Here is a 368-nt window from a genome sequence, read left to right on the forward strand (position 1 = left end):
CTGGTACACGTTTGATGCTCTCAATTATGATGCGGTAATGCAGCAAGGGCTGTTGGACAAGCTTCAGACGGGCAAGATGTTGGCCGAAGAAGGCACGTATATGGATTACGTGCAGGTGGACCTGGAGCGATATGAGTATCCCGTTACTTTTGAAATCCAAGCGAGTGGGCAGGCTCCGGTGTACGCTTTTAGTGTCCGTAATCACGATATGGCTTTTTACTTTGCAAGGCGCCGACGTGATGACGGTACGTACCCGATTAAAGTCCAGATAAACCAGTTTAAGCTATGGGAAATGGGCATGCATGATGCTTATCAAGAGAGTTTATACGTACTTGCGGAGTTGGGTTTTGAGTGCGAAGCGACTAAAC

Annotated in this window: 1 pseudogene; it reads left to right on the forward strand. The window is 47.8% G+C overall.

The window, feature by feature from the left end:
• Nucleotides 1-368, forward strand: a pseudogene (locus tag PPOP_RS22780) (replication initiation protein); the annotation flags it as partial.

Origin of the sequence: Paenibacillus popilliae ATCC 14706, assembly GCF_000315235.1 — a bacterium.
Lineage (GTDB): Bacteria > Bacillota > Bacilli > Paenibacillales > Paenibacillaceae > Paenibacillus_B > Paenibacillus_B popilliae.